This is a genomic window from Sphingomonas sp. 179-A 2A2 NHS, assembly GCF_045371305.1.
Classification (GTDB): domain Bacteria; phylum Pseudomonadota; class Alphaproteobacteria; order Sphingomonadales; family Sphingomonadaceae; genus Sphingomonas.
Genome location: NZ_JBIQDE010000006.1, coordinates 193,894 through 220,378, shown reverse-complemented (window position 1 = coordinate 220,378; position 26,485 = coordinate 193,894). Strand labels below are relative to the sequence as shown.

The 26,485-nt window shown below is 67.3% G+C and carries 26 protein-coding genes; 4 read left to right on the top strand and 22 right to left on the bottom strand.

Features of this window, described 5'->3' with window-relative positions; all coding sequences use genetic code 11:
• Window positions 1-4: 4 nt before the first annotated feature.
• From ACH0AE_RS14800 to ACH0AE_RS14780, 5 genes are read right to left on the bottom strand one after another with little or no spacing between them, the layout of a single operon-like run.
• Window positions 5-565, bottom strand: a complete 561-nt coding sequence (locus ACH0AE_RS14800) for a nucleotidyltransferase family protein (protein ID WP_294444547.1) — start codon at window positions 563-565, stop codon at window positions 5-7.
• Window positions 552-1,475 (bottom strand): XdhC family protein, encoded by a 924-nt coding sequence (locus tag ACH0AE_RS14795; RefSeq protein ID WP_294444548.1) that lies wholly within the window; start codon window positions 1,473-1,475, stop codon window positions 552-554. Before ACH0AE_RS14795 ends, ACH0AE_RS14800 begins: the two co-directional genes overlap by 14 nt.
• Before the next feature lie 3 nt (window positions 1,476-1,478).
• Window positions 1,479-3,683: a xanthine dehydrogenase family protein molybdopterin-binding subunit gene (locus ACH0AE_RS14790; protein WP_294444549.1), complete on the bottom strand. Its 2,205-nt coding sequence runs from the start codon at window positions 3,681-3,683 to the stop codon at window positions 1,479-1,481.
• Window positions 3,680-4,654, bottom strand: coding sequence for a xanthine dehydrogenase family protein subunit M (locus ACH0AE_RS14785; RefSeq protein ID WP_294444550.1), 975 nt, complete (start codon window positions 4,652-4,654; stop codon window positions 3,680-3,682). Before ACH0AE_RS14785 ends, ACH0AE_RS14790 begins: the two co-directional genes overlap by 4 nt.
• Window positions 4,651-5,154: a 2Fe-2S iron-sulfur cluster-binding protein gene (locus ACH0AE_RS14780; RefSeq protein WP_294444551.1), complete on the bottom strand. Its 504-nt coding sequence runs from the start codon at window positions 5,152-5,154 to the stop codon at window positions 4,651-4,653. Before ACH0AE_RS14780 ends, ACH0AE_RS14785 begins: the two co-directional genes overlap by 4 nt.
• A gap of 99 nt (window positions 5,155-5,253) precedes the next feature.
• Here ACH0AE_RS14780 and ACH0AE_RS14775 point away from each other — a divergent pair, with 99 nt between their 5' ends.
• Window positions 5,254-6,234 (top strand): glycerophosphodiester phosphodiesterase, encoded by a 981-nt coding sequence (locus tag ACH0AE_RS14775; RefSeq protein ID WP_294444552.1) that lies wholly within the window; start codon window positions 5,254-5,256, stop codon window positions 6,232-6,234.
• Complete coding sequence (locus tag ACH0AE_RS14770; protein ID WP_294444554.1) at window positions 6,234-6,509, top strand: hypothetical protein; 276 nt, start codon at window positions 6,234-6,236, stop codon at window positions 6,507-6,509. The genes ACH0AE_RS14775 and ACH0AE_RS14770 overlap by 1 nt, the downstream gene beginning before the upstream one ends.
• A 102-nt stretch (window positions 6,510-6,611) precedes the next feature.
• On the opposite strand, the gene ACH0AE_RS14765 is transcribed toward ACH0AE_RS14770, so the two are convergent.
• The 8 genes from ACH0AE_RS14765 to ACH0AE_RS14730 all read right to left on the bottom strand — a co-directional run bounded on the left by ACH0AE_RS14765 (window position 6,612) and on the right by ACH0AE_RS14730 (window position 14,116).
• Entirely contained in the window at window positions 6,612-7,718 is a 1,107-nt protein-coding gene (locus tag ACH0AE_RS14765; protein WP_406875836.1) for an S-(hydroxymethyl)glutathione dehydrogenase/class III alcohol dehydrogenase, read from the bottom strand.
• Between the two features lie 24 nt (window positions 7,719-7,742).
• Window positions 7,743-8,768 carry a sensor histidine kinase gene (locus ACH0AE_RS14760; RefSeq protein ID WP_294445124.1) on the bottom strand — a complete coding sequence of 342 codons (1,026 nt, stop codon included), beginning with the start codon at window positions 8,766-8,768 and terminating at the stop codon, window positions 7,743-7,745.
• The gene (locus ACH0AE_RS14755; protein WP_294445125.1) at window positions 8,768-9,211 is read right to left on the bottom strand and encodes a response regulator; all 444 of its coding nucleotides are present in this window, start codon (window positions 9,209-9,211) and stop codon (window positions 8,768-8,770) included. The genes ACH0AE_RS14760 and ACH0AE_RS14755 overlap by 1 nt, the downstream gene beginning before the upstream one ends.
• Window positions 9,208-10,722 carry an ATP-binding protein gene (locus tag ACH0AE_RS14750; RefSeq protein WP_294445126.1) on the bottom strand — a complete coding sequence of 505 codons (1,515 nt, stop codon included), beginning with the start codon at window positions 10,720-10,722 and terminating at the stop codon, window positions 9,208-9,210. The genes ACH0AE_RS14755 and ACH0AE_RS14750 overlap by 4 nt, the downstream gene beginning before the upstream one ends.
• Window positions 10,723-10,813: 91 nt before the next feature.
• Window positions 10,814-11,572: an exonuclease domain-containing protein gene (locus ACH0AE_RS14745; RefSeq protein ID WP_294445127.1), complete on the bottom strand. Its 759-nt coding sequence runs from the start codon at window positions 11,570-11,572 to the stop codon at window positions 10,814-10,816.
• Window positions 11,573-11,626: 54 nt separating this feature from the next.
• A complete protein-coding gene (gene pgmG / locus ACH0AE_RS14740) occupies window positions 11,627-12,991 on the bottom strand; it encodes a phosphoglucomutase/phosphomannomutase PgmG (RefSeq protein ID WP_406875835.1) in 1,365 nt (454 codons plus the stop codon).
• Between the two features lie 22 nt (window positions 12,992-13,013).
• A complete protein-coding gene (locus tag ACH0AE_RS14735) occupies window positions 13,014-13,307 on the bottom strand; it encodes a J domain-containing protein (protein ID WP_294445196.1) in 294 nt (97 codons plus the stop codon).
• Window positions 13,304-14,116: a division plane positioning ATPase MipZ gene (locus ACH0AE_RS14730; protein WP_294445197.1), complete on the bottom strand. Its 813-nt coding sequence runs from the start codon at window positions 14,114-14,116 to the stop codon at window positions 13,304-13,306. Before ACH0AE_RS14730 ends, ACH0AE_RS14735 begins: the two co-directional genes overlap by 4 nt.
• 51 nt (window positions 14,117-14,167) lie before the next feature.
• Here ACH0AE_RS14730 and panC point away from each other — a divergent pair, with 51 nt between their 5' ends.
• Together panC and ACH0AE_RS14720 are read left to right on the top strand one after the other, a co-directional pair.
• Window positions 14,168-15,010 carry a pantoate--beta-alanine ligase gene (gene panC / locus ACH0AE_RS14725; protein WP_294445198.1) on the top strand — a complete coding sequence of 281 codons (843 nt, stop codon included), beginning with the start codon at window positions 14,168-14,170 and terminating at the stop codon, window positions 15,008-15,010.
• A 71-nt stretch (window positions 15,011-15,081) separates the two neighbouring features.
• Window positions 15,082-15,378: a hypothetical protein gene (locus tag ACH0AE_RS14720; RefSeq protein ID WP_294445200.1), complete on the top strand. Its 297-nt coding sequence runs from the start codon at window positions 15,082-15,084 to the stop codon at window positions 15,376-15,378.
• 58 nt (window positions 15,379-15,436) lie between these two features.
• Here ACH0AE_RS14720 and topA read toward each other — a convergent pair whose 3' ends face one another.
• The 9 genes from topA to ACH0AE_RS14675 form a co-directional block, all read right to left on the bottom strand.
• On the bottom strand, window positions 15,437-18,007 hold the full coding sequence (gene topA / locus ACH0AE_RS14715) for a type I DNA topoisomerase (RefSeq protein ID WP_406875834.1): 2,571 nt from the start codon (window positions 18,005-18,007) through the stop codon (window positions 15,437-15,439).
• An 83-nt stretch (window positions 18,008-18,090) separates the two neighbouring features.
• Window positions 18,091-18,471, bottom strand: coding sequence for a hypothetical protein (locus ACH0AE_RS14710; protein WP_294444845.1), 381 nt, complete (start codon window positions 18,469-18,471; stop codon window positions 18,091-18,093).
• Window positions 18,471-19,826 carry a cytochrome P450 gene (locus tag ACH0AE_RS14705; protein ID WP_294444844.1) on the bottom strand — a complete coding sequence of 452 codons (1,356 nt, stop codon included), beginning with the start codon at window positions 19,824-19,826 and terminating at the stop codon, window positions 18,471-18,473. Before ACH0AE_RS14705 ends, ACH0AE_RS14710 begins: the two co-directional genes overlap by 1 nt.
• A 31-nt stretch (window positions 19,827-19,857) precedes the next feature.
• A complete protein-coding gene (locus tag ACH0AE_RS14700; protein WP_294444843.1) occupies window positions 19,858-20,652 on the bottom strand; it encodes a glutathione S-transferase family protein in 795 nt (264 codons plus the stop codon).
• Window positions 20,653-20,731: 79 nt separating this feature from the next.
• The gene (locus tag ACH0AE_RS14695; RefSeq protein WP_294444848.1) at window positions 20,732-21,145 is read right to left on the bottom strand and encodes a cytochrome c-type biogenesis protein; all 414 of its coding nucleotides are present in this window, start codon (window positions 21,143-21,145) and stop codon (window positions 20,732-20,734) included.
• Window positions 21,146-21,162: 17 nt separating this feature from the next.
• Entirely contained in the window at window positions 21,163-21,690 is a 528-nt protein-coding gene (locus tag ACH0AE_RS14690) for a redoxin family protein (RefSeq protein WP_294444841.1), read from the bottom strand.
• On the bottom strand, window positions 21,687-23,630 hold the full coding sequence (locus tag ACH0AE_RS14685) for a heme lyase CcmF/NrfE family subunit (RefSeq protein WP_294444840.1): 1,944 nt from the start codon (window positions 23,628-23,630) through the stop codon (window positions 21,687-21,689). The genes ACH0AE_RS14690 and ACH0AE_RS14685 overlap by 4 nt, the downstream gene beginning before the upstream one ends.
• A 109-nt stretch (window positions 23,631-23,739) precedes the next feature.
• On the bottom strand, window positions 23,740-25,032 hold the full coding sequence (locus ACH0AE_RS14680) for an amidohydrolase family protein (protein ID WP_294444838.1): 1,293 nt from the start codon (window positions 25,030-25,032) through the stop codon (window positions 23,740-23,742).
• Window positions 25,029-26,450 carry an amidohydrolase gene (locus ACH0AE_RS14675; RefSeq protein WP_294444837.1) on the bottom strand — a complete coding sequence of 474 codons (1,422 nt, stop codon included), beginning with the start codon at window positions 26,448-26,450 and terminating at the stop codon, window positions 25,029-25,031. Before ACH0AE_RS14675 ends, ACH0AE_RS14680 begins: the two co-directional genes overlap by 4 nt.
• Between the last annotated feature and the right edge of the window lie 35 nt (window positions 26,451-26,485).

Below are 26,485 nucleotides of genomic sequence, written 5' to 3'. Positions count from 1 at the left end.
GCGATCAGAGCGCGGCGAGATCATCCGGCGTGTCGACGTCGGCGAGCTCGCCGACACTGGCCTGGACGAGCTTGCCGGAGCGGATCAGATCGCGCGCGCCGTGATCGCCGTAGAGCGCCGACAAGGCACCGAACCACGCCTCCCCGAACAGCGCGGGCGGGCGCGGGGCGCCGCCGTCAGTAGAGGCGACGATCGTTCGCGGGCCGTCCCCTGCCGCAAGCAGCCGCCCGACATGAGCCGCGGTAATATTCGGCGTGTCCGCGAGGAGGACGAGCACCGCCGCGGCCTTTCCTGCTGTTGCCATGCCGAGGCGGAGTGAGGAGGCCATGTCGCCGACCGGGTCATCGTTCGGGATGACGAGAAAGCCTTCCGCCCCATAATCGATCGCGCTGCGCGCGGTGACTGCGATGCGGCGGGCGAAGGGCACGACCTCGACCGCGCGCGCTGCGTGGAGGCCAAGCGGCAGGCCGCGGACGAGTGTGTCGAGCTTGCTCGCGCCGGCGCCGAAGCGCCGTGACTGGCCCGCGGCAAGGAGGATGAGCGCGGTGTCTTCAGCCGCGATCATGGAAGGCCTTCACCATCGCGCTGGCGATGGAGAGGGCGATTTCGGCCGGCCCGATCGCGCCGATGTCGAGCCCGACGGGTCCGTCTATCCGCGCCAGATCCTCGGCAGAGACGCCAGCCTCCGTCAGCCGCTGAAGCCGCGCCGCGTGGCTCTTCCGGCTCCCGAGTGCGCCGACATAGCCAGTGTTGGCAGCAAGCGCGGCAACGAGCGCAGGATCGTCAATCTTGGTGTCGTGGCTGAGCGTGACCACCGCGGTCGACGGGCCGGGCTTGTATGCCTCCACGGCCTCGTCGGGCCAGCGATCGTCGAGCGTCGTATCGGGGAAGCGTTCCTCGGTGAGGAAGCGGCCGCGCGGGTCGACCACCACGGTCTCGATGCCGAGCGTACGCGCGAGACCGACGAGCGACTGGGCGATCTGCACCGCGCCGACGACGATCAGCCGGCGCGGCGGATCGTAGCGGTTGGCGAAGATTTCGCCGGTTGCGACGGGGCGCAGGTCGCTGTGGCCGGTCGAGAGGTCTGTCGCGATCATCAGCGACTGGCCTTCCGCGCGTGCTTCGACAATGCGGTCGAACAATTCAGGGTCGAACCCCTCCGCCGAGACCGGCTGAACCATGACGCTGATCTCGCCGCCGCACGGCAGGCCGACTTCCCAGGCGCTGGCATCGGCCACGCCGTATTTCTTCACCGCGAACGGGCTGCCCGCGATCACGCGTGCGGCGGTGTCGAGGATGTCACCCTCCACGCAGCCGCCGGAGACCGAGCCTTCGAAGCGGCCGTCCTCATGCACCAGCATGTGGCTGCCGCGCGGGCGGGGCGCTGAGCCCCAGGTGGAGACGACCGTGGCGAGCGCCATGCGGGCGCCCTTCCACGATTGGGCCGCGGAGAGGACGCTGTCGTTATCGGCCATGGATCACACCGGTGGGAGATGAGGGAGGAGTTTATCGAGTGTCACGGGCATGTCATAGATGCGTACACCGGTGGCATTGTGGATCGCGTTGACGATCGCGGCGCCCGAGCCGGCGATGCCGAGCTCGCCAACGCCCTTTGCGCCGACCGGATTGGCGGAATCGTCGATCTCCTCGACAAAATAGGCTTCAATCTGGGGCACGTCGGCATTCACGGCGACGTGATACTCGCCGAAATCGGGGTTCACGAAGCGGCCGTTGCGGGTGTCGACCACGCCGTCTTCGCTGAGCGCATAGGCGAGACCCCAGACCATGCCGCCGACGATCTGGTTCTTCGCCGTCTTTTCATTGAGCACGCGGCCGATGTCGAACACGCCGAGCATGCGGCGGACGCGCACCTCGCCGGTGACGGCGTTGACCGCGACTTCGGCGAATTGCGCGCCGTGGCTCGCCTGGCTGGTCGCCTGCGATTCCTTGCCGGGCGAGGTCTTGCCCCTGGCGGCGATCGGCGAACCGCGGACCAGATCCACGAGCGGGCTGGTGCGGGCGCCGGCGGTAACGATGCCGTCCTTGAGGCGCATGTCTTCCGGCGCGGCATTCATGCGGCGGCCTAGCTCGGCAAGGACATCCTCGCAGGCAAGTGCGGCAGCCGCGCAGGCGCTGCCTGCGCCGAACGATCCGCCGGAGCCGGCGCTGGGCGGCAGATCGGTGTCGCCGATCACCACATCGATCGCCTCCACCGGCAAGCCAAGCATGTCGCCGACCGTCTGGGCGAGGATCGTGTAGGTGCCGGTGCCGATGTCGGTCATGTCGGTGCGCACGGTGGCGCGGCCGTCATCGCCGAGGATCACCTCGGCCTCGGCATTGACGGTGAAGTTGCCGCGCAGCGCGGCGGCCATGCCCATGCCGATCAGCCATTCGCCCTCGCGCCGGCTGCCCGGCGTCGCCTCGCGCTGGTCCCAGCCGAAGCGGCGCGCGCCTTCCTCGTAGCAATCGAGAAGGCGGCGGGTGGAGAAGCGCTTGCCGGTGGTGGGATCTCGGGCAGGCTCGTTACGGCGGCGAAGCTCGATCGGATCGAGGCCGAGCTCCTCGGCCAGTTCATCCATCGCGCATTCGACAGCGAAGGTGCCGATCGCCTCACCCGGCGCGCGCACCGCGCCCGTCGCGGGCAGATCGATCCGCGCGAGATCGGTGCGGAAACGGCGCGCCTCGCCGGCGTAGAGCGGCAGCGTGCCGAAGGGCACCGGCTCCAGGAAGGCGCTGTCGTCGTTCTGATAGGCGACGCTCTCGTGCGCGATGGCACTGATCCGGCCTTCATGATCGGCGCCGATGCGCAGTCGCTGGGTCGTCGGCGAGCGATGATGGACCATGTAGGCGGTCTGGCGGCGGCTGAGCGCGACCTTCACCGGGCGCCCGACCTTCTCGGCCGCAATGGCGGCGAAGATCACTTCCGGCCCGACGCCCGTCTTTCCACCGAAGCCGCCGCCGACATAGGGCGCGAGAACGCGCACCCGCTCCTTGTCGATGCCCAACGCGGTGGCAATGGTGTCCCGGGCGGCGCCGATCACTTGGTTGCTGGAGCGGACGACGAGCTTGTCACCTTCCCACCAGGCGGTGGTCGCATGCGGCTCGAGCGCGGCGGGGAAGTGGATCGGCGTCGTGTAAGTGCGGTCGATCACCACCTCGGCAGCGGCAAGCGCGGCGTCCAGATCGCCGCGATTCACCGGGGGAAGGAAGCCGAGCTTGTGGTCCTGCTGGATCTCCACGTCCGCCGCGTCGAAACGGCCGGCGGTTTCCTCATAGTTGACCGTGACGAGGCGCGCGGCGGCGCGCGCCGTCTCCTGCGTTTCCGCCACGACGATCGCGACGCCCTGACCGTAGTGGAATACCTCGTCCTTGCCGATCGCGGACATGGCGCGCGAGTTGCCCTCGCCGGTCGGCATGCGCGGATCGCCGTGGATGACGGCAATCACGCCGGGCGCAGCTTGTGCGGCGGTCGGATCCACGCCGGTGACGCGTCCACGGCCGATGCTGGCCTGCACGACAGCGAGATAGGCGGTATTTTCCGGCGCCTGCTCAAAAGCATAGGGCGCTGCGCCGCTGACCTTTTCGCGTGCCTCGTAGCGGTCGATCGGCTTGCCCAGCAAGCCCTGCTGCGCGCGGTCGAGGGCGGCGGGACGGTATGGCGCGTCCATCGCGAGATCGTTCATGCCGGCTCCCCGGTAAGGTCACGCAGCGCGGCAACGAGCACGCGCCGGGTGAGCGGGATCTTGAAATCATTATGGCCAAAGCCGCGCGCGCCGGTGAGCAGTGCGTCGGCGGCGGCATCGAAGGTGGCCTGTTCGGCCGGCTTGCCGATCAGCGCGGCTTCCACTGCGGGATCGCGCCAAGGCTGGTGAGCAAGACCGCCGAACGCGAGCGCGGCGTGGGTGATTGTGCCGTTCTCCACCGCGACAACGCCGGCGACCGAGACCAGCGCAAAGGCGTAGGAGGCGCGATCACGCACCTTGCGGTAGAGCTGCCGTGCGCCAGGCAGCGGGGCGGGGAGGGCGATGTGGGTGATGAGTTCGCCCGGTTCCAGCACCGTCTCGATGTGCGGCGTATCGCCGGGCAGGCAGTAGAATTCGCCGAGCGGGATGCGGCGGCGATCACCGTCCGGCTTCAGCGTGACGACGGTCGCGTCGAGCGCGCGCATCGCGACGGGCATGTCACCGGGATGGGTAGCAATGCACTGATCGCTGGTGCCGAGGATCGCGTGGATGCGGTTGAACCCGCCGATCGCATCGCAGCCGCTGCCGGGCTCGCGTTTGTTGCAGGCGGCGTGGGTATCATAGAAAAAATAGCAGCGCGTGCGCTGGAGGAGGTTGCCGCCGGTCGTCGCCTTGTTGCGCAGCTGGCCCGAGGCCCCGGCGAGCAGCGCGCGGCTGAGTACGGGGTAGCGCGCGATCACGCGCGGGTCGGCCGCGAGATCGCTGTTGGGGACGAGCGCGCCGATCAGCAGCCCGCCATCCTGTTCCTCGATCGTGTCCAGATCGAGCCGGCTGATGTCGACCAGCTTTTCCGGCGTTTCCACCTGCAGTTTCATGAGGTCGAGCAGATTGGTACCGCCGGCGATGAAGCGGCCGCCGGCGCGCACCGCCTCTTCCGGGCTGTCGGCGCGGGCATAGTCGAAGGTCTTCATGCCCCCTGCACCCCTGCGTGAACCTCCCGAATGGCGTCGACGATGTTGGGATAAGCCGAGCAGCGGCAGATGTTGCCGCTCATCCGCTCGCTGATCTCCGCATCGTCGAGGGCGGGGGCGGAAAGATCATCAGTGACATGGCTGGGCCAGCCCTTCGCCACTTCATCGAGCATTCCGACCGCGGAGCAGATCTGCCCGGGGGTGCAATAGCCGCATTGATAGCCGTCGTGGCGGACGAACGCTTTCTGCATCGGATGAAGTGCATCGGCGCTGCCGAGCCCCTCGATCGTCATAATGTCATCGTCCTGGTGCATCACCGCGAGCGTGAGACACGCATTGATCCGCCGCCCGTTGACCAGCACCGTGCAGGCACCGCACTGACCATGATCGCAGCCCTTCTTGGTGCCTGTAAGGCCAAAATCCTCGCGGAGGACGTCGAGAAGCGAGGCGCGAATGTCGGGATCGGCCTCGCGCTTGCTGCCGTTGATGGTGAAGCGCATGGGGGCAGTATGCGCGACACTTCGTTACGATCCAAGTATTCCGTAATATTTCTTCTCGCGCTGCTGGCGAGCGGATGTACTTCACGGCAAGCAGGACCGATGCAGGCCATACCCTCTCTTTCCGATCCCCTCGTCATTGCTCATCGCGGTGCTTCCGGAGAGCGCCCGGAGCACACGATTGCCGCCTATGAACTGGCAATCGCCCAAGGCGCGGATGTAATCGAGCCAGACCTGGTGCCGACGCGCGACGGCGTGCTGGTGGCCCGGCACGAGAATGAAATCAGCGAGACGACCGATGTGGCCGAGCGGCCCGAGTTCGCCGATCGCCGCACCACCAAGACGATCGACGGGCGTGAGCAGACAGGCTGGTTCACGGAGGACTTCACGCTGGCGGAGTTGAAGACGCTGCGCGCCAAGGAGCGGCTGCCGCTGATGCGGCCGGGCAACACGGAGTATGACGGCAAGGAGACGATCCCGACCTTCGACGAGGTGATCGCGCTGGCCAAGAAGCACCGGGTCGGGATCTATCCCGAGACCAAGCATCCGACCTATTTCGCGACGATCGGCAAGGGGACTGATGCGCCGCTGGTCGAGGCGCTGCGCCGTGCCGGGTGGGACAGCGCGGAGGCGCCGGTCTTCATCCAGTCTTTTGAGGTCGAGAACCTGAAGCGGCTGAAGGGCACGACGAAGGTCCGGCTGATCCAGCTGGTGGACGGCGAAGGCGCCCCGGCGGATGGGGCGGCGGCAAGCTATGCTGCGATGATGACGCCCGCGGGGCTCAGGGCGGTGGCGACCTACGCCTGGGGGATCGGGCCGAACAAGGCGATGCTCTGGAATGGCGAGGCGCCGAGCGCGCTGGTGAGCGACGCCCATGCCGCGGGGCTGCGCGTTCACCCATGGACATACCGTGCGGAAAACTACTTCCTCCCGGCCGGCTATCGCCGGGGGATCGACCCGCGCGGTCATGGTGATGTGGCTGCCGAGATTTCGGCGGCGCTTCGCCTTGGTATCGACGGATTCTTCACCGATTTTCCGGCAATCGGCGTGAAAGCGCGCAATGACGCGCGAGGAGTGAAGTGATGCGTAAGGTAATTCTGGTAGCGTTGCTGCCGCTTCTGGCGGGCGGGTGCGTGCGGACGGTGACGGGTGTTGCCACCGCGCCGTTCAAGGCGGCGGGCAAAGTGGTCGACTGGTCGACCACGAGCCAAGAGGAGGCCGATCGCAACTACGGGCGCAAGATGCGCAAGGCCGAGGCGCGCGAGGGCAAGGAACGGCGCGCGTGGGAGAAGCAGTGCCGCAAGGACCCGGAGAATTGCGGGCCGTACACTGGCTATGTCGCCGGGCGGGATCGCTGACGCGCCTTCAACGAACTGTTTCAGCGCCCCGCTAGCCCTGCGGCGCTGTGCGGGGCGGTGGGCCCTGAAACGAGTTCAGGGTGACCCACGGCGTGATTGCCCTCAGTAAACGACGACGCTGCGGATGCTTTCGCCGGCGTGCATCAGATCGAATCCCTTGTTGATCTCGTCCAGCGTAAGCCGGTGCGTGATCATCGGGTCGATCTCGATCAGGCCGTTCATGTACCAGTCGACGATCTTGGGCACGTCGGTGCGGCCGCGGGCGCCGCCGAACGCCGTGCCCTTCCACACCCGTCCGGTGACGAGCTGGAACGGACGTGTCGCGATCTCCTTGCCGGCTTCGGCGACGCCGATGATGATCGACTCGCCCCAGCCGCGGTGCGCCGCCTCGAGCGCCTGGCGCATCACCACCGTGTTGCCAGTGCAGTCGAACGTATAGTCACCGCCACCATCAGTCATCGCGATCAGGTGCTGAACGACATCGCCAACATCCTTCGGGTTCACGAAGTCGGTCATGCCGAACTTGCGGCCCCATTCCTCACGATCGGGGTTGATGTCGACGCCGACGATGCGCGCCGCACCGGCGAACTTGGCGCCCTGGATCACGTTGAGGCCGATGCCGCCGAGACCGAACACGATGACGGTAGCGCCGGGCTCCACCTTCGCCGTGTTGATCACCGCGCCCACGCCGGTGGTGACACCGCAGCCGATGTAGCAGCTGGTGTCGAACGGCGCGTCGGGGCGGATCTTCGCGACGGCGATCTCGGGCAACACGGTGAAGTTCGAGAAGGTCGAGCAGCCCATGTAATGGAAGATCTGCCGACCCTTGTAGCTGAAGCGGCTGGTGCCATCCGGCATCAGCCCCTTGCCCTGTGTCGCCCGGATTGCGGTGCACAGGTTGGTCTTCTGGCTGAGGCACGACTTACACTGGCGGCATTCCGGCGTGTATAGCGGGATGACGTGATCGTCGGGCGCGACGCTGGTGACGCCGGGGCCGACCTCTCGCACGATGCCGCAGCCTTCGTGGCCGAGGATCGAGGGGAAGATGCCTTCGCTGTCGAGGCCATCGAGCGTATAGGCGTCCGTATGGCAGATGCCGGTCGCCATGATCTCGACCAGCACTTCGCCGGCCTTGGGCCCTTCGAGATCAAGCTCGACGATCTCCAGCGGTTTCTTCGCTTCGAACGCGACGGCGGCACGGGTCTTCATAACGGCTCCTTCGGTGTCGGGCGGTCAGCTGAGCGCGCAGCGCAGGATGGCGCGCGTGCCGCGATGGGCCCGATCATATTCAACGGTGGTGCGCAGGCTCTGTGCCATGGCGCGGATCAATTTGGTGCCCACCCCGGTGCCGCCGGGCGACACACCCTCGATCATGCCGATGCCGTCATCCTCCACGGCGAGCATGAACACGTCCTCGCCCTCGCGATGCAGCGCCACACGGACTTCGCCACTGCCGCTGGGATAGGCATATTTGCAGGCGTTGCTGACCAGTTCGGTGACGATGACGCCGAGCGACACGGCACGATCCGTGGGCAGCAGGATCGGATCGGCGGCGAGGTGGAGCGCGCGCGGCTTTTCCGCGGTCGACCAAGTTTCGGCGAGCTCGTCGACCAGGGTGGTGAGATATTCGCGCATGTCGACATGCTCGACATCGCCGCCGGTGTAGAGGCGGCGATGAACCTGGGCGATGGCGTTGATGCGCCGCTGCGTATCGTCGAGGGCGGCACGTGCCGCGGGATCGCTGAGGGCGCTGGCCTGGAGCCGTACCATCGCGGAGACGATCTGCAGGGAATTGGCGACGCGGTGGTTCACCTCGGCCAGCAGCGCCTCGAGCCGGGCATTCGACACGCGCAACGATTCTTCGGCTGCCGCCTTCTGCTTTTCGAGCTGACTGCGGGCGAGGACAGCGCGGAACGAGGCGTCGAGCAGGTCGAAGAAATCATCCCCGACCGACTTCACGACATAGTCGGACGCACCGGCACGCAGCGCCGCGACGGCGACGCGCTGTTCCTCAGAACCAGTGACGTAGACGACACTCGGCGGATCCGGCAGTGCGCGCAGGCGGGCGAGCGTTTCCAGCCCATCAATCCCCGGCATGTAGTGATCGACGGCAACGAGATGGAAGCTTTGTTCGGCGGCAATCCGCACGCCGATCTCGCCGCCTTCGGCAACCGTCACGTCCCAGCCGCGGCGGGCAAGCGCCCGCGAGGCGAGACGACGGATGCCCGCGTCGTCGTCGATGTAGAGGATGCGGTCCATCAGTCCGCGAGGTCGGGAACCTGGATCACCGACAGGAACAGGCCGAGCTGCCGGATCGCCTGGGCGAAGCTTTCGTAGTTCACCGGCTTCGTGATGTAGACGTTGGCGCCCAGATCGTAGCAGCGCTGGATCTCGCGGCTGTCGTCGGTGGTGGTGAGCACGACGACGGGCGTGCGCTTCACCGGGCCGTCCGAGCCCTTGATCTTGGCGAGGATGTCGGTGCCGCTCATGTCCGGCAGGTTGAGATCGAGGAGCACCAGCGCCGGGCCGTTCAGCATCGGGCCGTCGGGTGCATTGAACAGATAATCGAGCGCGCTCGTCCCGTCCGGGAAATGCTTGATATCGTTCAGGATGCCGGCGCGGCGGATGTTCTTCTCGATGAGCCGGGCATGGCCTTCGTCATCCTCGATCATCACGATGCTGACGGATTGATGTGCGTTCATGATGATCTTTCCTGCAGGCTCAGCGTCGGGGGGAGGGATAGGCGGAAGGTGGCCCCTTCGCCAAGCGCGGAGCGTAGGGTGATGGTGCCGCCGAGACGATAGGCGAGGGCACGGACATGGGCGAGGCCGATGCCTTCGCCGGGCTGATCCTGGGTGCCGGAGCGGCGGAACAGGTCGAACACGCGCTCGTGATCGCGCGGATCGATCCCGCGGCCATTGTCCGCGACCGAGATCCAGACGCGATCGGGCGCGGCGCTGCCGCTGATGCTGACGAAGACGGGGCGATCGGGATGGCGGTACTTCACCGCATTCTCGATCAGGTTGGAGAGGATCTGTTCGATCGCGACCCGATCGCTGACGATGCGCGGCAGCGTGCCTTCGATCTGGATCGTCGCATCCGTCTCCTCGAGGCGGTGCGCCATCGAATCGCGGATATTGTCGACGATCTGGTTGAGATCGAGCAATTCGGGCGCCAGCACGCGGCGGCCCTGGCGCGACAGGGCGAGGATCGCGTTGATCAGCCGGTCCATCTTCTGGGTGGAGGTACGGATGAAGCCGATCGCTTCGGGCAAATCTTCGCGCGCGGCGAGCTTTGCTTCTTCCGTCACCACCTCGGGCGCCGTTTCCTCGGCCCGATCGACGAGATCGCGCAATGCCGCCGTTGCCGATTCCAATTCGGCGGTGAAGCCCATGACGTTGACGAGCGGCGAGCGCAGATCGTGGCTGACGATATAGGCGAAACGCTGGATCTCGTCGTTGGCACGCGTGAGATCGGAGGTGCGCTCCTCGACGATCATCTCCAGGCTCTCGTTCAGTTGCTGCAGTTGTTCGCGCGACTGGGCGAGATCCGACGTGTAGCGCACCACGACCAGTAATGATGCGATCGCGACGACCACCACCAGCACGCCGGCGATGATGAGTACGGTGTAGAACAGGTTGAGGCTGCGCTGCTGCTCGGCATCACGCTCGTTCAGCAGCTTGCGCTCTTCGCGCGACATGGCGTCGAACGTCTGTCGGATTGCGCGGAGCCGCGCGGCGCTTGCCTCCCGCTGGAATTCGGCGACTGCGGCTGCACTGTCGCCACGCTCGACCAGCGCGATCGTCTCGCTGCGCTGGACGATCAGTTCGCGGAGCAAGCGTTCGAGTTGAACGATGTTCTTCTGCTGCGCCGGATTGTCATAGGTCAGCTGGCGAAGCTTCTTGGCAGATTGCGGAAGTGCGCTTTCGACCTCGCGATAGGCCCGCAGGAAGCTTTGCGAGTCCGGTGCCAGCAGATAGCCGCGCCGCGTCGTTTCGCCCTGTTCGATCAGCCGCCGCGTGTCGGCGATGGCAAGCTCGACTTCGTAGGTATGGGCGATCCACCGGCTGTGGCGCGCAAGCTCTCCAGTGATCCACGCAGCGGCGATCCCCGCCACGATCAGCGCGGCGAAGCCGGCCGCCATGAAGGCGATCAGCACCCGGCCAATGCGGCCTTCCTTAACGGTGAACCTTTGCGGAGTGTCGCCGGCCATTGGCGACGCGTCTAGGGGCCGCAGCCGAGAAAGGCCATAGCCGCTGCCGCGACGCTCGCCGTCGCGACCAGACCGGATGTTGACGCGGACGTTAGAGCAGCAATTCCTGGGGCGACATGCGCCCAACGAGGCCACCGCCGCGGCGCCGGGCGAGTTCTGTTCCCGCCGTGAAGCGAACATCCGGATCGCGATCCGTGAGGAACTTGACCAGGCTTTCCTCCTCGATCTCGGTCCACGGCTTGCCGCGGTCCGCGCCGAAGCGAACGCGCGGCAGCAGCGCGGGGATGCTTGACCATTCGATCAGCTGTGCAACGCTCGCCTCGTTCAGCATGTCGCGCAGGTGGAAAGCGGTGACATAGGCGTCCGGGAACGCGCGGTGCGCGGGAAGGCCGCGCTCGTGATCCAGCCCCTCGGGCTTGCGCCAATAGCGCAGCACCTGGTTGGAGAAGCTGGGGCTGTCCGGCCACAGCCGCAGCGCACACTTCCAGGTGCAGATCCAGCTGGCGCCATGCGTCATCGCCGGGGTGCAGAATTGCTGCTCGAAATCGGCGCGATGGGCGGCAAGGGCGATGCGGCGGGGATAGGGATCGAGCACCGCGCGGGCGACATCATGCCACCAGGGCGCGTCGGCCACGTCCTCGTCGCGGATATGGTGGATCGCCTGAGTGATCGGCGGCATGGACCGCCCCGGATTCACCAGCCGGTTGCCGCCTTCGCCATACAATTCCCAGCGGCCATCCTCGCCCAGAGCAACGTCCTGCCAGCCAATCTCGCAGACGCCGTGGGTGGGCGGGGCGTTACCGGTGGTTTCTAGATCGATGACTCGGATGATGCTGGGTTGCTTTCGCATGCCGGCTATGTGGGGCTTCCGTTGCGGCATGTCATCTGCCGTATCGCCACTTGCTCAGGCGCGCGAGACACCGCTGAGCGCCAGTTGTGCGTCGATCGCGGCGACCAGCCGCCCGAGCGCGGCCTCATCCTTCGCCTCCGCGCGGGCGGTGAGCATCGCCTGGGTATTGGAAGCGCGTAGCAGCCACCAACCGTCGGGCGTCGTCACGCGCGCCCCATCGGTGAGGTCGACGCTTGCCCCCTCGTTGGCGAGCCGTTCGAGCACCTCCTCGACCACCGCCCCCTTGCGTGCTTCGTCAACCGCGAAGCGAAGCTCGGGGGTCGCGACCACGGCCGGCATGGCATCGCGCAGCGCGGCGAGCGAGCGGCCGGCGAGGCCGACCGCGCGGATCAGCTGAACCGCGGCGTAGAGAGCATCGTCATGCCCGCCCAGTTCGGCGAAGAAGATATGCCCGCTCATCTCGCCGGCGAGCGGGGCGCCCACCTCATGCATCATCGTCTTGATGTTGCTGTGGCCGCTTTTCCACATAACCGGGCGGCCGCCGAGCGCGGCGATGCGATCGAACAGCGTGGCGCTTGCCTTGACGTCCGCGACGATCGCGGCCCCGGGATTGGCGCGAAGCGCAGGCTCGGCAAGGATCGACAGCAGTTGATCGCCCGCGATCACCCGGCCGAGGCCGTCGACGGCGCCAATACGGTCCCCGTCGCCGTCGAAGGCGACCCCGAAGTCGAGCGACTTTTCCACCACCAGCGCCTTCAGCGCGGCAAGGTTGGCTTCTTCGGTCGGATCGGGGTGATGATTGGGGAAGCTGCCGTCGACCTCGGCGAAGAGCACGTGATGCTCGCCTGGCAACAGCCCAACAAGGCGTTCGACCGCAGGCCCGGCCGCGCCGTTGCCAGCATCCCAGCCGATGCGAAAGGCGGGGATCGGATCGCCGTCGACGAGACGAGCGACATATTCCTCGCACACCTCGGCCGCGCTGACGCTGCCGGCACCGCTCTCGACGTCGCCGGCAGCCGCGAGGCCGGCGAGCCTGACGATGTCCTCGCCGAAGAACGGCCGGTGGCGCAGCACCATCTTGAAGCCGTTGTCGTCAATCGGATTGTGGCTGCCGGTGACCTGGATCGCCCCGTCGACGCCCAGCGTCCGCTCTGCATGGTAGAGCATCGGGGAGGGGCCGAGGCCGATCCGCACGACATGGATACCCGCGGCAGCGAGGCCTTCGACCAGCGCCGCTTCCAGATCAGGGGAGGAGAGGCGTCCGTCCCGCCCGACCGCGACGCGTGTGCCGCCGCTGCGCCGCACGATGCTGCCGAAGGCGTGGCCGACCGCGCGTGCGTCCGCAGTGTCGAGCGTGCGACCGACGGTGCCTCGAATGTCATAATCGCGCAGGATCGAGGGGTGGAAACGGTGTTGCATGACGGTGGACGACCCGTTTCGGTCAACCGGCTCGACGAAGCAGAAGGTCACGCGCCGCGTTGAGTGCGCGGGCGGCGTCGGCCGACCCGCCGCGATCGGGATGCGCCTCCGCCATCAGCCGGCGATGCGCTGCGCGGATCGACGCTTCGTCCGCTCCAGGCGCCAAGCCCAGCAACTGGCGCGCCGCTGCCGCATCAATGGGTTCGGCGACGCGCGCCCCGGCAGGGATACGCTTGCGCGGCGCGCCAAAGCCGTTTTTCCACATGCGCCAGCCGGCATAAGCGACGAGCACTGCGAGAAGCAGCTTGAAGATCATGCAACCAGCGGCACGGCAGGCTCGGGCAGCGCCAGCCCGGCCATCATCTCGCGAAGCTCCTGCCGCGCGGCGACATGGCCCAGTGCCATTCCACCGAATTCCTTCGAATCGAGCATCGTCAGCCCGGAGGGGAACAGCTCGCGGTAGATCACGCGCTCGCCAAGGCCCGGGATGATGCGGAAGCCGACCCGCTTCGCCAGTTGATCGAGCGCGTCCGACACGCGTCGCATGTTGCGTGCCTCGATGTGCTGCAGGCGGTTGCGCAGGACGACCCAGTCGATCGTCGAGCCATCGGCCTTCGCGCGGGCCTTGCGCGCGTCCCAGATGAGTTCGGAATAGAAGCTCGGGCGCGTGACCTTGAAGGTTTCGGGGTGAACCTGGCCGATGAGATCGAAATCGACGAAGCTGTCGTTCATCGGCGTGACGAGCGTATCCGCGCGCACGGCGGCGCTGCGGGCATAAGGATCGTCACGACCGGGCGTGTCGATGACCAGGAAGTCGCTGCCTTCCGTCATTTCGGCGAAGGCTTCCTCGAAATCCTCATGCGCGGTGCGGTGGCGCGGGATCACGAGATCGGACCCGTTACGGCGAACGGTCTCGGCGCGATTGTCGAGATAGCGGCCCATCGTACGCTGGCGATGATCGAGATCGAGGCAGGCGACGCGCGCGCCGCGCACCGCAAGGGCGATCGCGACGTGCACTGCCGTCGTCGACTTGCCCGTTCCGCCCTTCTCGTTGGCGAACACGATGACATGGGTATTGTCGGAACCGGTCGGCAAAACGTCGCATCCCTTGTTGATCGTATGCACCGACCTCCATAGATGCCCGCGGTTTCCGTTACGAGTGGAGTTTCGATCAGCGTGCAGACCGTCCGTGATTTGACCGACCTGCGCGCTGCGATTGCCGCCTTCCGCGCCGATGGTGCCCGCATCGCTCTGGTGCCGACGATGGGCGCGCTTCATGCCGGCCACATCGCCCTGATTGAGGCGGCGAAGCGCGCCGGCACGAAGGTGGTGGCGTCGATCTTCGTCAATCCCAAGCAGTTCGGCCCGAGCGAGGACCTTGCCCGCTATCCGAGGCGCGAAATGGCGGATTCGCGCATGCTGGTTGAGGCCGGGTGCGACCTTCTCTGGTTGCCGACGGTGGACGTCATGTACCCGGCGGGTTTCGCCACAAACATCAGCGTTGCGGGTGTTAGCGAAGGGCTGGATGGCGCTGCGCGACCGGGCCATTTCGATGGTGTCGCGACTGTCGTCGCCAAGCTCTTCAACCAGGTGACGCCCGACGCCGCCTATTTCGGCGAAAAGGATTTCCAGCAACTGTCGGTGATCCGGCGGATGGTGGCGGACCTCGATTTCGGGCTTGAGGTGATCGGCGTACCGACGCAGCGTGATGACGATGGCCTCGCGTTGTCCTCGCGCAACATCTACCTCGACGAAGAGGAGCGCGCGAAGGCGGTGGCACTCCCCCGGGCGCTGGGTATCGCCGCCCGCGCGATCTGCCGCGGGGACGATGCCGCAACGGCGCTGGCAGAAGCCGAGGCAAGCCTGACCTCGGCTGGCTTTGCGGTTGATTATATCGCGCTGGTCGATGCCGAGACGTTGCAGCCGGAGCCCGCCGCTGACCGGCCGCGCCGGCTGCTCGCCGCGGCACGCATGGGCCAGACCCGGCTGATCGACAATATCGCGGTCGACCCCTGTTAACCCATTAACCATTTGGTGAGGCGAATCGCGCCACACGTCCGTCATGGGGACATGAACGTGGGGCGAATCAGATGGGTATCAGTCTCAAGAGTGCGCGTTTTCTGATCGACAGCCGGCTGGCCGATGCGATGCGCGGCGACGGACTTGCCTGTTATGACCTGGGGGTCGCCTTCTCCACCGGGACTGGTGGCGCGGTCTATGACCTCATCGAAGCTCACAAATGGTTCAACCTGGCGGCCGTTGCCGGCAACGAAGCCGCGCAGGCCGCGCGGGCGGAGATCGCGGACGACATGAGCGCGCGCGAGATCGCTGCGGCGCAGCGCGCCGCCCGCGACTGGATCGCCGCGAGCCAGCGCCGGGCGGCCTGATCGCATAATACACCTCGGCTCCTCCCGCGCGTGAGAAGCCGGGCGTGCTCGCCAACGATTATTCGGCTGCTGCCGCCTTTTTTCCCGCAGGTGCCTTCTTGGCGGCCGCGGTCTTCGGGGCGGCGGCTTTCTTGGGTGCGGCCTTTTTGGCGGGCGCCTTCTTCTTGGTCTTGCCCTTGCTCGGCATGGCGGCGCGCGCGTCGATGAGTTGCGCGGCCTCCTCCAGCGTCAGCGCATCGGGGGCGATCGTCTTGGGCAGAGTGGCGTTGGTTTCGCCGTCGGTGACATAGGGACCGTAGCGGCCCTCCATGAGCTTCAGCTCCGCCTCGGTGCGCGGATGCTTGCCCAGCACCTTGAGCGGTTCGCGCGAGCCGCGCTGGGGGCGGCCGCCGCCGGCGGCGGCCTCCGCGAGCTTCACCACGGCAGCGTTCATGCCGGTTTCGAACACGTCGGCGGTGCTCTGCAACCGGGCGTACTTCCCGTCATGCTGCAGATAGGGGCCGTAGCGGCCGATCGAGGCGACGATGTCCTTGCCCGTTTCGGGGTGCTGGCCGATCGTGCGCGGCAGGCTGAGGAGCTTCAGCGCCATTTCCAGATCGAGCTCGCCGACATCCTTGGGAATCGAGGCGCGCTTGGCGTCCTTGCCCTCGCCGAGCTGGATATACGGGCCAAAGCGCCCCGACTTGCGCTCGACAGGAAGGCCGGTTTCCGGATCATGGCCGAGCTGCTCGGGCTCACCGCTGTCGCCGGCCTCGGCGCCCGCCTGCGCGAAGCGGCGGGTGTATTTGCACTCGGGGTAATTGGAGCAGGCGATGAACGCGCCGAAGCGGCCGCCGCGCAGCGCCAGCCGGCCATTGCCGCAATTGGGACACAGCCGCGCGTCGCTGCCGTCCGCCCGCTCGGGGAAGAGATAGGGCGCGAGGAAGGCGTCGAGCTGTTCGGTGACTTCGCTCGGCTTGAACTCCATCACCTCGGCGGTGCGCGGCTTGAAATCGCGCCAGAAGCTTTCGAGCACCGCCTGCCATTGTGCGCGGCCGCCCGAGACGTCGTCCAGCTCCTCCTCAAGCTCGGCGGTATAATCATAGCCGACGTATCGTTCGAAGAAGCGTTCGAGGAACGCCGTCACGAGACGCCCGCTCTCCTCGGCGAAGAAGCGATTCTTCTCGACGCGCACATAGGCGCGGTCCTTCAGCGTCTTGATGATCGAGGCGTAGGTGGAGGGGCGGCCAATGCCGAGTTCCTCCATGCGCTTGACCAGCGAGGCTTCGGAGAAGCGCGGCGGCGGCTGGGTGAAATGCTGTTCGGCGTCGACCGACTTCTTGGCCGGGGAATCGCCGTCACGCATCCGCGGCAGGCGCTTCGCATCCTCGTCCGCGCTATCGTCCTGCCCCTCTTCGTAGAGCGCGAGATAGCCGGGGAAGAGCACGACCTGGCCGGTCGCGCGCAGCACGTTGCGTCCCGTCCCGTCGGCCATGTCGACGGTGGTGCGCTCCATCCGCGCCGAGGCCATCTGGCTGGCGAGCGCGCGCTTCCAGACGAGGTCGTAGAGGCGGGCATGGTCGCCCGAGCCGACGCGATCGCGGCCGAAGTCCGTGGGGCGGATCGCCTCGTGCGCTTCCTGCGCGTTCTTGGCCTTGGTCTGATACTGCCGCGGCTTGTCGGGGACGTAGCTCGCGTCATAGCGATTGGCGATCGCGCCGCGTGCGGCATCAATGGCGCTGCCGTCCATCTGCACGCCGTCGGTACGCATGTAAGTAATCGCGCCATCCTCGTAGAGCTGCTGCGCGATCCGCATCGTGTGATCGGCGGAGAAGCCGAGCTTGCGCGCTGCCTCCTGCTGCAACGTCGAGGTGGTGAAGGGCGGCGGCGGGTTGCGCGTCGCGGGCTTGGTTTCGACCCGCTCGACGGTGAAGCGGCCGGCCTCGACCGCGGCCTTGGCCTTCAGCGCGTCGCCCTCATTGCCGATCGACAGGCGATCGAGCTTCTTGCCGTCCCATTGCACGAGGCGGGCGGTGAAGGGGGTGCCGTCCTGCTCCATGGCGGCAGTGACCGACCAATATTCCTGCGCGCGAAACGCCTCGATCTCACGCTCGCGATCGACGATCAGGCGAAGCGCGACCGACTGGACGCGGCCGGCGGACTTGGCGCCGGGCAGCTTGCGCCACAGCACCGGCGAGAGCGTGAAGCCGACGAGATAGTCGAGCGCGCGGCGGGCACGATAGGCGTCGATGAGGTCGGTATCGAGCTCACGCGGGTTCGCCATCGCCTGAGTCACCGCGGGCTTGGTGATGGCGTTGAAGGTGACGCGGTCGACCTTCTTGGGCAGCGCCTTGCGCTTCGCCAGCACTTCCTGGACGTGCCAGCTGATCGCCTCCCCCTCTCGATCAGGGTCGGTGGCGAGGATCAGGCGGTCGGCATCCTTGGCGAGATCGGCGATCGCCTTCAGCTGCTTGGCCTTGTCGGCGTAATTTTCCCATTCCATCGCAAAGCCGGCGTCGGGATCGACCGAGCCGTCCTTCGCCGGCAGATCGCGGACATGGCCGTAGCTCGCGAGAACGCGAAAATCGGAGCCGAGGTATTTTTCGATGGTCTTCGCCTTTGCGGGCGATTCGACAATTACAAGCTGCATTGGCGCCTAACTAGTGATCCTCACACGTATGCGCGAGGGTGGAGAGCGCCGGCCCCCGCCGTCAAGCCGGCGTTCTCCCTATTTCAGGCGCGGTGGATTGGTATGGCACGCCAGGCGAGGAAGAAGCCGAGGCCGAGGAGAAGGTCGATCGCGCCGAACAGCAGCACGGGCGCCGGCACCTTGCCGTTGGCGAAGAGCAGGAGCGCGGGCACGCCGAACGCGAGCTTTTCCGCCACCGAGGGCAGCATCAGCGGGCGGTAGCGGACGGGATCGCCGGCGATCACCCAGAAGACGAGCTGGAAGGCGGCAGCGGTGCCGATGAAGCCATAGGCCACCAGCTCCGCCCCAGCCGGCTGTGGCAGGAGATATTGCGGCAGCAGCGCGACGAGGCCGAAGATCGCCGCGCCGCGGAACCACCAGGATATCCAGCGCGGTGCGCCCGCCGCCGCGATGCCGCCGGCCATCAGGCGGCCTGCGCGGCGCGTTCGGGGGTGAATTCCACCTCCAGCCGGCGGACGGCGTGGACGAAATTGTTGGGCGCGATGTCCATGTCGCCGGTCCAGCGGATGTCGGGGAAGCGAGCGAAGATCTGGCGGTACGCTTCCTCCAGCTGCAACTGCGCGGTCATGCGGCCGATGCAGATGTGCGGGCCGTGGCCGAAGGCGATGTTCTTTTCCGCATTGGCGCGGCCGATGTCGAAGCGGTCGGGATCGGGGAACATCTTGGGGTCGCGGTTGGCCGCGCCGTAATACATGATGACCTTTTCGCCCTCGGCGATCCTCTGCCCCTCGATCTCGGTATCGCGGGTCGCGGTGCGGCGCATGTAGATGACCGGGGAGACCATGCGGGTGATCTCGTGCACGGCATTGGTCAGCAGGCCGCCGTCGGCCTGAAGCCGCTGTTTCTCCGCCGGATTCTCGGTGAAGAGCTTCATCGCCCCGGAGATCGAGTTGCGCGTCGTGTCATTGCCCGCGAACACGATCAGCAGCCACGCGCCGTCGAGATAGGGATCGGGCAGCGGATCACCCTCCACCACCGCATTGGCGATCGCGCTCATGAGATCGGGCTGCGGATCGGCGCGGCGCTTGGCCAGCATGTGGCGGCCATAGTCGAACATCTCGGCGATGTTCTTGTTGAACATCTCGATGAAGGCGAGGATCTGCGGGCTGAGCTCGCCGCCGGCGGCGACCTGCTGCGCCTGCTCGGTCGCGACCTGCTGCGCCATTTCGAGGAAGTGGATCCAGCCGATGAACTTCTCGCGGTCGGCCTCGGGCACGCCGAGCATCTCGCACAGGGTGAAGATCGGCAGGCGCTGCGAGAATTTCTCGACCAGGTCGCATTTGCCGAGCGGGGCCATCGTGTCGAGCAGGCGGGTGACCTCCGCCGATACGCGCGCGCGCAGCCCCTTCATGTAGGTGGCGGTGAAATAGGGCATGTGCTCGCGGCGCAGCTCGCGATGCGGGCGGCCGTCGAGGTTGATCATCGAGTTGGTCGAGGCGGAGAACAGCACCGGGTGGCGCGTTTCCTGCGGCCCGAGCGCCATCAGGATGCCGCCCTTCTCGCTGCTGAACGTCTCCGGATCGCCGTTGACGCGCTTCACGCCGTCATAGCTGGTCACCGCCCAGAAGCCGACGCCGTTGTTGGGCAGGGGGTGCCACATCACCGGCGCTTCCTCCCGCATGCGGCGGAAATCGTCCCACGGCTGGCCGGCGGTGAACCGCTGGATATCGATGAGGTCGACGCCGGGGAGCGTCGGATAGGCCTGGCCGAACGTCGGGCCCTGCCGGCCCTCGATGATGTGATCGCTGACGAGATGCATGGTCGGTCTTCTCTGGCTGGCGGAGGGAGGGTCAGGTGAGATCGGGGGAGAAGCGGATGTTGCCGCGGGCAAGGCCTTGGGTGACGACCTCCAGCCCGCCGGACTTCACCATCCATTCGAGCCGGTGGTCGCGATATTCGCGCTTGAAGAGGCCCTGTTCGAGGAGCTTCGCGACATCGCCCATGCCGCCGGTGGAGGCGGTCGCGGCGGCATCGGCGACGGTGTCGCGCACTGACGGGCGATCATTGGCGCGGGCCAGCCAGTCGGCGAGCCTCGACCCCGGCGCTGGCGGCACGCCGTGGCCGGCGGAGCCGTTGAGGTAGGGAACGACGCTGAGGTCGCCCCAGCCGAAGCTGCCGCCGTTGAACCAGGGGCGATCGCCGAGCGCGCGTTCGAGCCAGGCGTGATAGCCGCGGATCTGCTCGGCTGCCTTGGTGGCAAGGCTTTCGCCCAGCGGCCCTTCGGCGCGGCGGAACCAGCGCAATTCGCTGAGGCCCCAGTTCACCGCCTCCAGGTGCGTGTCGACCACTTCCTCGATCATCCGCACCCGGGCGCGATCGGCGGGGGTGGCGGGGAGCAACGAAGGGTCGGGCCAGCAATCCTCGATATATTCGAGAATGATGGTCGAATCGAAGATGGCGGTGCCGTCATGGAGCAGCGCGGGCACCTCCGCGCGCGGATTGGCAGCGAGGAAATCCCCCGCCGCGCCGCCGACGCCGATCCCGCCGGGCACCGCCGTGTCGAAGGGCACGCCCTTTTCGCGCAGCGCGATCTTCACCTTCTGCGCGTACGGCGACAGCGGGTGATCCCACAAAGTGACGGTCATGCCGCACCCTCCCCATAACTTTTGTTGTGGAAGAGGCTATGCGGCGACGACGGACAAATCCAGTCCTATTTCGCTACTTTCACTTGTGTCGGCGACGGCGCCTACGGAAGCTGGACCGCGCGATCCAGATGCCGATCGCGAGCAGGGCGATCGGGGTGAGCCAGAGCGGCAGGGTGACCGCGCTTATCGGCGGATCATAGGTTACGTAATCGCCATAGCGGGCAACCAGCCAGTCGCGGACCTGCGTGGCATTGTCGCCGGCGGCGATCCGCTGGCGTACCAGGCTGCGCATGTCGCCGGCCATGTCGGCGTCGCTGTCGGCGATCGACTGACCCTGACAGACGAGGCAGCGCAGGGTTTCCATCAGCGCCTTCGCCTCCGCCTCCTTGGCGGGATCACGCAGCTGGACGTTGGCGTAGTCGGCGGGCGGTCGGGTCTGCGCGGTGGCGGGGCCGGCGAGTGCGAGCAGGCTGGCGGCGAAGGCGGCGAGCATGCGGGGCAGAAGCGCGCTCACCGGGCGTTGCGCCATGCCTCGGCCAGCGCGGCCACGTCATCGTCGCGGATGTCGCCGACATGCTGCTTCACCACCACGCCCTTGCCGTCGATCACGAAGGTTTCCGGCACGCCGGAGGAGCCGAGCGAGAGCTGCACCTGGCTGTCGCGATCGTCGCCGATCCGCTGGTAGGGATCGCCGTGGCGGGCGAGGAAGGTGGCGATGGCGGGGCCGGTGTCGCGGATCGCGACGGCGTCGATCGGAATGCCCATCGCCTTCAGCTTCATCAGCTGCGGCGCCTCCGCGATGCACGGCACGCACCAGCTGGCGAAGATGTTGAGGAGGCGCGGCCGGCCGGTTCGGAGATCCGCGGGCGCGAGGCCGGGCTTGCCCGGCACGATCGGCGGCAGGGTGATGTCGGGCACGGGCTTTCCCACCATTGCCGAATAGACCGTCCGGTCGCTCGGCCGACGCAGCTCACGTACGGCGAAGCCGGCGAGGACGAGGAACACGACGAGCGGGAGCCAGAGGAGCCAGCGCTTCATGCCCAGGCGAGCGCCTCCGCCGCCTCATCCGCGCGCTTCTTCTGCCGGCGATCGCGCAGCCAGTGGCCGAGGATCGACAGCGCGCCGCCCAGCGCGATCAGCCCGCCGCCATACCAGATCAGCGTCACCCACGGTTTCCACCACAGTCGCAGCTGCCAGCGGCCCGCGCCATCGGGCTGGCCGATGACGGTGTAGAGCTGGCCGTCCGCGCTGGTGAGGATTGCGCTTTCGTTGGTGGTGGTCGGCGGGTTGGAGAAATAGCGCGACTGCGGGGCGAGGAAGCTGACCGGGGCGTCGCCGCGCTGCACCTCAAGCCGTGCCTCCAGTGCGGTCCAATTGTCGCCGATCACCGGGCGCATGCCGCGCAAGGTGACGCGATAGGGGCCGACGCGCGCCGGCTCCCCGACGCCGGCGGCGACCAATGTCTCACGCGTATAGGCCGATGATGCGGCCATGCCGACGAGGCTGACCGCGATGCCGAGATGGGCGACGACCATGCCGTAGACGAACAGCGGTGTGCGGCGCAGGTTGCGGCCGAACAGCGGCGCGACGCTGGCGACCGCGAGGCCGGCGGCGAGCGCGATGGCGATGAGCGGCATGATGCCGATCCCGCCGCCGAACACGACCAGCGCGGCGGCGGTGAAGACGGTGGTGGCGATCGGCCAGGTCATCCGCTGCAGCAGCGCCTGCGCGTCATCCTTGCGCCAGCGCAGCAGCGGCCCGACCGCCATGATCGCCACGAGGATCAGCGCGATCGGCCCGGCGGCCTTTTCGAAGAAGGGCGGGCCGACCGACAATTGCGTGCCCATCGCGGCGGCGACGATCGGGTAGAAGGTGCCGATCAGAACGATGCCGAGGATCACCGACAGGAGGAGGTTGTTGGCCACCAGGCTCCCCTCCCGGCTCAGCAGTTCGAAGGTATTGCCCGCGCGCACCACGCCGATGCGCGTCGCGAACAGCGCCAGCGCGCCGCCGATGTAGAGCGACAGGAGGACGAGGATGAACAGGCCACGTTCGGGATCGACGGCGAAGGCATGGACGCTGGTGAGGATGCCCGAGCGGACCAGAAAGGTGCCGAGCATCGACATGGAGAAGGCGACCACCGCCAGCATCACCGTCCAGGCGCGCAGGCCATCGCGCGTGGCAAGCACGCTGACCGAGTGGAGCAGCGCGGTCGCCGCGAGCCACGGCATCAGCGAGGCATTCTCGACCGGGTCCCAGAACCACCAGCCGCCCCAGCCGAGCTCATAATAGGCCCAATAGCTGCCGGCGGTGATGCCGATCGTCAGGAACACCCAGGCAGCGAGCACCCAGGGGCGCATTGCGCGGGCGAAGGTGGGGCCGACATCACGGGTGACGAGCGCGCCGACCGCGAAGGAGAAGGCGACCGACAGGCCGACATAGCCGGCGTAGAGCGTCGGCGGGTGGAAGGCGAGGCCGGGGTCCTGCAGCAGCGGATTGAGCCCCTGGCCGTCCGCGGGCGGGGTGACGTGCCGCGCAAAGGGGTTCGAGGCAAAGAGCAGGAAGGCGTAGAAGCCGAGCGCGATCAGCGCCTGCGCGCCGAGCGTCGCGGTGAGCGTGCGTTCGGCAAGGCGGCGTTCGAGCGCGGCGACGGCGGCGCCGGCCAGCCCGAGGATGGTGACCCACAGGAGCATCGAGCCCTCATGGTTCCCCCAGGCGCCGGCGAACTTGTAGAGCCACGGCTTGGCCGAATGGCTGTTGGCGACGACCAGCGCGACCGACATGTCCGATGCGAGGAACACGCCGATCAGCGCCGCCATGGCGAGCAGCGACAGCCCGCCCTGAACGATCGCGACGGGGCGGACCGCGGCGGCGAGCATGTCGTCGCCGCGCCTCACCGCCAGCGCGGCGAGCAGCAATTGCATCGCGGCGAGCGCGGCGGCGAACCATAGAGCGGCGAGGCCGATTTCCGCCATCATGCGGCAACGTCCCCGGCGCCAGCGGCGATGCGCCTGGCGCCTGCGGTGAGGCCCGCGGCGCGCGGGCGGGGGGCCACGATCATCTCAACCACCGCCGCTCACCTGCTGCTCAGCGCTCATAAGCCTTGGGCAGCGCGCGTTCGGTCGGCACCAGATAGCGATCGCGCAGCTGCGACTGGCGCGAGTGCATCGGCTGGGGCTGACCATCGATCCACACCGCAGTGGGAGCGGAGGAAATCTCCAGCGGATCGCCGTCCCACAGCACGACGTCGGCGCGGCGGCCGGCGCGCAGCGAGCCGAGTTCATTGTCCATGCCGAGCGCCGCGGCGGAACCGGACGTGATCGCGGCCAGCGCCTCACCCCATGTCAGGCCGGTGTGGCCGGGCACGCGGGTGATCGCGACGAGATTGCCGGCGTACTGGCGCAGATTGTGCTCGCCGCCATTGTTGCCGGTCGAGGCGAGCGCCACCTGCACGCCGGCGGCGCGCATTCGGCCGACGTTGGATTCGGTCGCGCCGAGCGATTCGAACTGCGCCGGCAGATCGGCGAGCGCGGCGGCGATCACGGGGACGCGGGCGGCGGCGATCTCTCGCGCGACCATCCAGCCCTCGGTAACGCCGGTCAGCACCAGCTTCAGCTTGGGATATTCACGCGGCAGGGCGAGGACGGTGAGGATGTCGCTTGCGCGTTCGACATGGACGACGAGCGGCACGCTGCCGTCGAGCACGCGGAGCAGCGCCTGGGCGTCGCCACGCTTGACCATCGAATCCTTCTCGCGGCCACCGAAGGCGCCGGGGTTGCGGCGATAATCCTCCGCCTGCGCCAGCGCATCGCGAAGCGCGGCATAGGCCGCCGGGCGGCTGCCGCCGGCAAGACGCCCGCCAGCCTCGCCAAGCTCGACGAACTGGAAGGCACGCGGGCGGGTGACGGCATTGGGATCATTGCCAAGATCGATCACCGCGCCCTGACCGGCGAAGATCGAGTTCGACGCCTCCGGCGCGACAAGCGCGCGGGTCACGCCGCCAAGGCGCTCATTGGCGATCTTCACCTCGGCCGGGTTGATCGAGGTGGAAACGTCGATCGCGGCGTTGAACGGCGCGGTGCGCGCGCCCGTGTCGTTGCTTTCGCGCACGCCGCCAGCATCGCTGATGCCAAGATCGCTGAAGCCGGCGATGAAGCCGGGCGCGACCCATTTGCCACTGCCGTCGATCACCTGTGCGCCGGCAGGCACGGCCACGCCGCTGCCGGCGGCGACGATGCGGCCGTTCTGGAACACGACCGTGCCGTTTTCGACCGGTGCGCTGCCATCACCGACGGCGATCGTCGCATTGGTGATCGCCACGGTCTGCGCGGCGACCGGGCTCGCCAGCATCGTGGCGAGGAGGAGGAAAGCGCGCTTCACTTGACGTCTCCCGAACCGGGCTGGCCAAGCTCGAAGTCGCTTACCGGGCGACGCTTGGGATCATTGGCATCATAAAGGAGCGCGCCGTCGATCCACACCTTCTCCGGCCGGGTGTAGACGCTGTACGGATCACCGTTCCACAGCACGACATCGGCCATCTTGCCGGGGACAAGGCTGCCCGTCTGGTCGGCGATGCCCATCGCCTTGGCGGGATTGAGCGACAGCCACTTCCACGCCACCTCTGGCGCGACGTTGATGCCGACGCGGCGGCCGGAGGCGAGGACCTTGGCCACTTCCTGGTTCAGCCGCTGGATGCCGTTTTCGTCATCCGAGTGGATCATCGCGCAGGTGCCGGCATTTTCGAGGATGGCGAGGTTTTCGCCGATGCCGTCATAGCTTTCCATCTTGAAGCCGTACCAATCGGCCCAGACCGCGGCGCAGGTGCCGTTCGCCTTCAGCAGGTCAGCGATCTTGTACGCCTCAACCGCGTGGTGGAAGGCGGTGACCTTGTAGCCGAACTCCTTCGCCATATCCTCGACGATCGCCATTTCGTCGGCGCGGTAGCAGTGGTTCTGGATCAGGATCTCGCCCGCCAGCACGCCGCGCAGCGTGTCCATCGCGATGTCGCGCGCGGGCGGCTCACCGCCGTCAGCCTCGTACTTGTCCCATTTGCGGCGATAGTCCTGCGCCTTGGCCCAGGTCGCGCGGTCAACCGCGATATTGCCCATGCGGGTGGAGGGCTGGCGGTTCTTCGAGCCATAGACGCGCTTCGGGTTTTCGCCGCACGCCATTTTCAGGCCGTAGGGCGCGCCCGGAAATTTCATGCCCTGCATGGTGCGCGAATAGACGTTCTTCAGCGTGACCGAGCGGCCACCCATGAGGTTCGCCGAACCCGGCAGGATCTGCAGCGTGGTGACGCCGCCATTGGCCAGCGCGCGGCTGAAGCCCGGATCCTGCGGCCAGACGCTGTGTTCGGCCCAGACATCCGCGGTGATCGGGCTGGTTGCCTCGTTGCCGTCGCTGTGCGCCTGGACGCTGGGGGTCGGGTAATCGCCGAGGTGGCTGTGGATATCGATGATCCCGGGGGTCACCCACTTGCCGGTGCCGTCGATCACCTGCGCATCCGCCGGCACATTCACGCTGGCGCCGACCGCGACGATCTTGCCATCCGCGAACAGCACCTGGCCATTGTCGATCCGGCCGCCTTCGCCATCGAAGATCGTGACGTTGCGCACCACCGTCGGCACGCCCGGATAGGCGCGGTAGGTGGAGGGGTAGGGATCGCGCGAATAGGGCTTGGCGGGCGCCTTGGACGACGCGGACTTCGGCCGGGCATCACCTTGCGAACATGCGATCAGCGAGAGCGCCGCCACGCCCGCTGCGACCCAGCGGGGGGCGGTGGAAAAGGAACGGATCATGGGCGCCGTGATTGGACGGACGCGCGGCGGAAGAC

Coding starts and splice junctions, on each gene's coding strand:
- ACH0AE_RS14800 (WP_294444547.1), bottom strand. CDS start 565: ATGATCGCGGCTGAAGACACCGCGCTCATCCTCCTTGCCGCGGGCCAG.
- ACH0AE_RS14795 (WP_294444548.1), bottom strand. CDS start 1,475: ATGGCCGATAACGACAGCGTCCTCTCCGCGGCCCAATCGTGGAAGGGC.
- ACH0AE_RS14790 (WP_294444549.1), bottom strand. CDS start 3,683: ATGAACGATCTCGCGATGGACGCGCCATACCGTCCCGCCGCCCTCGAC.
- ACH0AE_RS14785 (WP_294444550.1), bottom strand. CDS start 4,654: ATGAAGACCTTCGACTATGCCCGCGCCGACAGCCCGGAAGAGGCGGTG.
- ACH0AE_RS14780 (WP_294444551.1), bottom strand. CDS start 5,154: ATGCGCTTCACCATCAACGGCAGCAAGCGCGAGGCCGATCCCGACATT.
- ACH0AE_RS14775 (WP_294444552.1), top strand. CDS start 5,254: ATGCAGGCCATACCCTCTCTTTCCGATCCCCTCGTCATTGCTCATCGC.
- ACH0AE_RS14770 (WP_294444554.1), top strand. CDS start 6,234: ATGCGTAAGGTAATTCTGGTAGCGTTGCTGCCGCTTCTGGCGGGCGGG.
- ACH0AE_RS14765 (WP_406875836.1), bottom strand. CDS start 7,718: ATGAAGACCCGTGCCGCCGTCGCGTTCGAAGCGAAGAAACCGCTGGAG.
- ACH0AE_RS14760 (WP_294445124.1), bottom strand. CDS start 8,768: ATGGACCGCATCCTCTACATCGACGACGACGCGGGCATCCGTCGTCTC.
- ACH0AE_RS14755 (WP_294445125.1), bottom strand. CDS start 9,211: ATGAACGCACATCAATCCGTCAGCATCGTGATGATCGAGGATGACGAA.
- ACH0AE_RS14750 (WP_294445126.1), bottom strand. CDS start 10,722: ATGGCCGGCGACACTCCGCAAAGGTTCACCGTTAAGGAAGGCCGCATT.
- ACH0AE_RS14745 (WP_294445127.1), bottom strand. CDS start 11,572: ATGCGAAAGCAACCCAGCATCATCCGAGTCATCGATCTAGAAACCACC.
- pgmG (WP_406875835.1), bottom strand. CDS start 12,991: ATGCAACACCGTTTCCACCCCTCGATCCTGCGCGATTATGACATTCGA.
- ACH0AE_RS14735 (WP_294445196.1), bottom strand. CDS start 13,307: ATGATCTTCAAGCTGCTTCTCGCAGTGCTCGTCGCTTATGCCGGCTGG.
- ACH0AE_RS14720 (WP_294445200.1), top strand. CDS start 15,082: ATGGGTATCAGTCTCAAGAGTGCGCGTTTTCTGATCGACAGCCGGCTG.
- topA (WP_406875834.1), bottom strand. CDS start 18,007: ATGCAGCTTGTAATTGTCGAATCGCCCGCAAAGGCGAAGACCATCGAA.
- ACH0AE_RS14710 (WP_294444845.1), bottom strand. CDS start 18,471: ATGGCCGGCGGCATCGCGGCGGCGGGCGCACCGCGCTGGATATCCTGG.
- ACH0AE_RS14705 (WP_294444844.1), bottom strand. CDS start 19,826: ATGCATCTCGTCAGCGATCACATCATCGAGGGCCGGCAGGGCCCGACG.
- ACH0AE_RS14700 (WP_294444843.1), bottom strand. CDS start 20,652: ATGACCGTCACTTTGTGGGATCACCCGCTGTCGCCGTACGCGCAGAAG.
- ACH0AE_RS14695 (WP_294444848.1), bottom strand. CDS start 21,145: ATGCTCGCCGCCTTCGCCGCCAGCCTGCTCGCACTCGCCGGCCCCGCC.
- ACH0AE_RS14690 (WP_294444841.1), bottom strand. CDS start 21,690: ATGAAGCGCTGGCTCCTCTGGCTCCCGCTCGTCGTGTTCCTCGTCCTC.
- ACH0AE_RS14685 (WP_294444840.1), bottom strand. CDS start 23,630: ATGATGGCGGAAATCGGCCTCGCCGCTCTATGGTTCGCCGCCGCGCTC.
- ACH0AE_RS14675 (WP_294444837.1), bottom strand. CDS start 26,450: ATGATCCGTTCCTTTTCCACCGCCCCCCGCTGGGTCGCAGCGGGCGTG.